This window comes from Vulcanococcus sp., from assembly GCF_044369115.1.
Classification (GTDB): domain Bacteria; phylum Cyanobacteriota; class Cyanobacteriia; order PCC-6307; family Cyanobiaceae; genus Vulcanococcus.
In genome coordinates this window covers 1-3,401 of record NZ_JBIPMN010000285.1, presented here as the reverse complement: position 1 = coordinate 3,401, position 3,401 = coordinate 1, and the positions used below count along the sequence as shown (strand labels likewise).

The 3,401-nt window shown below is 67.3% G+C and carries 5 protein-coding genes; 3 read left to right on the top strand and 2 right to left on the bottom strand.

From position 1 onward, the window contains the following. The 3 genes from ACIQ2E_RS15075 to minC all read left to right on the top strand — a co-directional run. Positions 1–486, top strand: a 486-nt coding sequence (locus ACIQ2E_RS15075) for a S41 family peptidase (protein ID WP_398332307.1), incomplete at its 5' end; no start/stop codon positions are given. Then, a complete protein-coding gene (locus tag ACIQ2E_RS15070) occupies positions 486–1,748 on the top strand; it encodes an HD domain-containing protein (protein WP_398332305.1) in 1,263 nt (420 codons plus the stop codon). The genes ACIQ2E_RS15075 and ACIQ2E_RS15070, both read left to right, overlap by 1 nt. 10 nt (positions 1,749–1,758) lie before the next feature. Further along, complete coding sequence (gene minC / locus ACIQ2E_RS15065; protein ID WP_398332303.1) at positions 1,759–2,424, top strand: septum site-determining protein MinC; 666 nt, start codon at positions 1,759–1,761, stop codon at positions 2,422–2,424. On the opposite strand, the gene ACIQ2E_RS15060 is transcribed toward minC, so the two are convergent. Both ACIQ2E_RS15060 and ACIQ2E_RS15055 read right to left on the bottom strand, forming a co-directional pair. Beyond that, positions 2,414–3,007 (bottom strand): chromate transporter, encoded by a 594-nt coding sequence (locus ACIQ2E_RS15060; RefSeq protein WP_398332301.1) that lies wholly within the window; start codon positions 3,005–3,007, stop codon positions 2,414–2,416. The two genes, minC and ACIQ2E_RS15060, sit on opposite strands and share 11 nt — an antisense overlap. Continuing rightward, on the bottom strand, positions 3,004–3,401 hold a 398-nt coding region (locus ACIQ2E_RS15055; RefSeq protein ID WP_398332299.1), incomplete at its 5' end, for a chromate transporter. The genes ACIQ2E_RS15055 and ACIQ2E_RS15060, both read right to left, overlap by 4 nt.

Sequence of the window (3,401 nt, the reverse complement as noted above, 5' to 3'; positions counted from 1 at the left end):
GTGCTCGATCTGCGCAACAACTCCGGCGGACTGGTGAGTGCGGGGCTGGCCGTGGCCGATCAATTGCTGGATGGCGCCCCGATCGTGGAAACCCGCAACCGCGAAGGATTCAGCGATCCCCAGCAAGCCAACCGCGGCCGGCTCTACGGCGGCCCCATGCTCACCTTGGTGAATGGCGGCACCGCCAGCGCCAGCGAAATCCTGGCGGGAGCCCTGCAAGACGATGAACGCTCACAGCTGTTGGGCAGCCGCACCTTCGGCAAGGGCTTGATCCAAACGCTGATCGGGTTGGGCGGCGACGGCAGTGGACTCGCGGTGACCGTGGCCCGCTACGTGACCCCCAGCGGCCGCGACATCCAAAACCTGGGCATCGAGCCGGATCAGCCGCTGCCCCAGCCGGAGCCCCTCGATCCCGGTGGCCCGGGCGACCCCTGGCTGAGCCAGGCGCTCGATCAACTGCAACAGCAGCTGGAGCAGCCGATCTGATGGGATCGCGCACTTATCACGATCCACTGCATGGGGCGATCCGCCTCGATCGCGAGCAGCCGGCCGAAGCCCTGGCCATTGCCCTGATCGACACCGCCCCATTTCAGCGCCTGCGCCGGATCCGGCAGCTGGGCCCGGCCTACCTCACCTTTCATGGCGCCGAATCCAGTCGTTTCACCCATTCCCTGGGGGTGCTGGATCTAGCCCGCCGCGCCCTGCGAGAGCTGTGCCGTTTGCAACCGGAGCTCGAACAACACAGTGGGCTGCTCTACGCCGCAGCCCTGCTGCACGACGTGGGCCACGCCCCGCTCAGCCATTCCGGTGAGGAGATGTATGGACTGCACCACGAAGCGTGGTCGGCCCGGTTGATCCGCGAACACCCGAGCCTGCGCGAACCGCTGGAGACCTTCGCGGCCGGCACCGCCGCTGCGGTGGCCGATCTGCTTGAGCACGGCCGGGCGCCCAGCTCGGCGATCAAAGCCTTGGTGAGCAGCCAGCTCGATTGTGACCGCCTCGACTACCTCCTTCGCGATAGCTACAGCACCGGCACCCGCTACGGCCAGCTGGATCTCGAGCGGATCCTCTCCAGCCTCACCCTGGCGCCAGACGGCAGCCTGGCGCTGCACCCCAAGGGGCTGATGGCGGTGGAGCACTACCTCGTGGTGCGCAATCTGATGTACCGCAGCGTGTACAACCACCGGCTCAATGTGGTGTGCAACTGGCTGCTGAGCCGCTGCATCGCCGTCGCCCGCCAGCTGGGCCCGGCGCGGGTGTGGGCTGATGCGGTGATGCAGCAGTGGCTGTGGCACCCCAACGAACTCAGCCTCGAGAGCTTTCTCGGCAACGACGACCACCGCACCGGCTATCACCTGCAGCGCTGGAAGGAGGAGGGGCCCGATGCATTGCAGGAGCTCTGCACCCGCGTGCTTGATCGGCGCCTGCTCAAGGCCAGTGATGTGAGCCGATTGTGCCGCGAGCGGCGGCTGGAGTTACTGGCTCTGGCGCAGCGGCTGAGCGAACGCGCTGGGCTGAGATCGGATCTCTGCTGCGGTCTTCAAAGCCAGCAGAACCGGGGCTACCACCCCTACCGGGGCGGGCTGAGGCTGTGGGATGGCCAGCAGCTCACAGCCCTGGAGCAGCGCTCGCCCCTGGTGAGCAGCCTGAGCACGCCCACCGAAAGCGCCTGGCTGATTCATCCGGCGGACGTGGCCAAGCCCCTGCGGGAACAACTGGCGCTGGAAGCTGGCGGCGAAGGCCCGTAAGTTGCAGGCCATGCAAGCCGTTCCCCAGCATCTGCGGCTCACAGCCCAGGCCCGCAGCAGCGCCTCGGCGCTGGAGGAGGTGGCCGCCTGGTTGAACAGCGCTTCAGAGCCAGGAAGCCTGTGGCTCCACTGCAGCGATCGTGTGCTGACCCTGCCGGAGCGGCGAGCCATTCAGGACTTGCTGGGCGGGGCGGGCCTCCTGGTGGAGCGGGTGCAGGCCGAAACAGCCCTGGGCCTGGTGGCCGCCGCTGCCCTGGGGCTGGAAACAAGCCTGAGCCAACCAGACGCCACCCCTGAACTGGCGCGAGCCGAGCCGCAGCGCCTCACCATCCATCGCGGCACGCTCCGCTCCGGCGACCATCTCGAGGTGGACGGATCGGTGCTGGTACTCGGGGATGTGAATCCAGGAGCCCGGGTGAGCGCCGCGGGGGATGTGCGCATCTGGGGGCGTCTGCGGGGCGTGGCCCACGCCGGCAGCGGCGGCAATCAGCAAGCCCGCATCGTGGCGCTGCAGCTGCGGCCGCTCCAGCTGCGCATCGCCGGCGCCGTGGCGCGGGGCCCTGACGATCAGCCCCCAACAGGCTTCTGCGAGCAGGCGGTGCTGCGCGGTGGGGCGATCGCGATCGAACCAGCAGAACCGCAATGGCCGCTTGAGACAGGCAGCGTTAGCGGTTAACCAAACCCAGGGCACCCATCAGCCCCGCCACCGCCATGAACCAGAGCGGTGAGATTTTGGTGCGCAGCATCAACACGCACACCACCAGCGACACGGCATAGGCCGGGGTGTCGTGGTCGGAAATGCGCAGGATCTTGAGGCCCACGGCAAAAAGGATGCCGAGGGTGATCGGGCCGAGGCCCCGCTCAAAGGCGATGCGCCAGGGGCTGTGGCGCAGGCGATTCCAGCTCACGGCCGCCGCCACCATCAGCAAGGTGGAGGGCAAAAGGATGGCGATCTCGGCCGTCAGGCCGCTGAGCACTCCCCAGAGGGGGCCTTCCTTCACCGCGGCACCCATGCCCAGCAGCCCCACGATCATCGAGCTGGGCCCTGGCGCTGCTTCAGCGATGGCATAGATGTCGGCGAACTGGCGCGAGGTGAGCCAGCAGTACTGATCCACTGCCATGTGGTGGTACTCGTTCAGCAGGGTGTTGCCGCCTCCGAGCGAGAACAGCGAAAGGCTGAGGAAATCCCAGATCACGGCCAGCAGCTGGCGCCAATCACCCAGCTGAACGGCTTGGCAAGCGGTGGAGGCGGCGCTCATGGCTTCGGCTGCCGGGGCCAGTACCAAGCCATGGCCAGGGGGCCGGCTAGCAACACCAACGGCACCAGGCGCACATGAAACACGCTCATGGCGAGAAAGCTGGCGCCAGCGAGCAGTAAGGCCACCGGATCGCGGCTGTAGGCGCCGGCGATCTTGAAGCCCATCGAGAGGGCCATGCCGGCTGAGGCCGTGATCACCCCGGACAACACCCGATCCACCGCCAGGGTTTCGTGGAGGTAGTAGTAGCCCAGGCCCAGCAGCATCAACAGGCTGAAGGGCAGCAGCAGGATGCCGAGCAGAGCGGCGATGGCACCGGTGAGCCCGCGGAAGTGGCTACCGATGTACACCGCCATGTTGATCTGATTCGGCCCAGGGAATAAGCGGGCCACGGTGA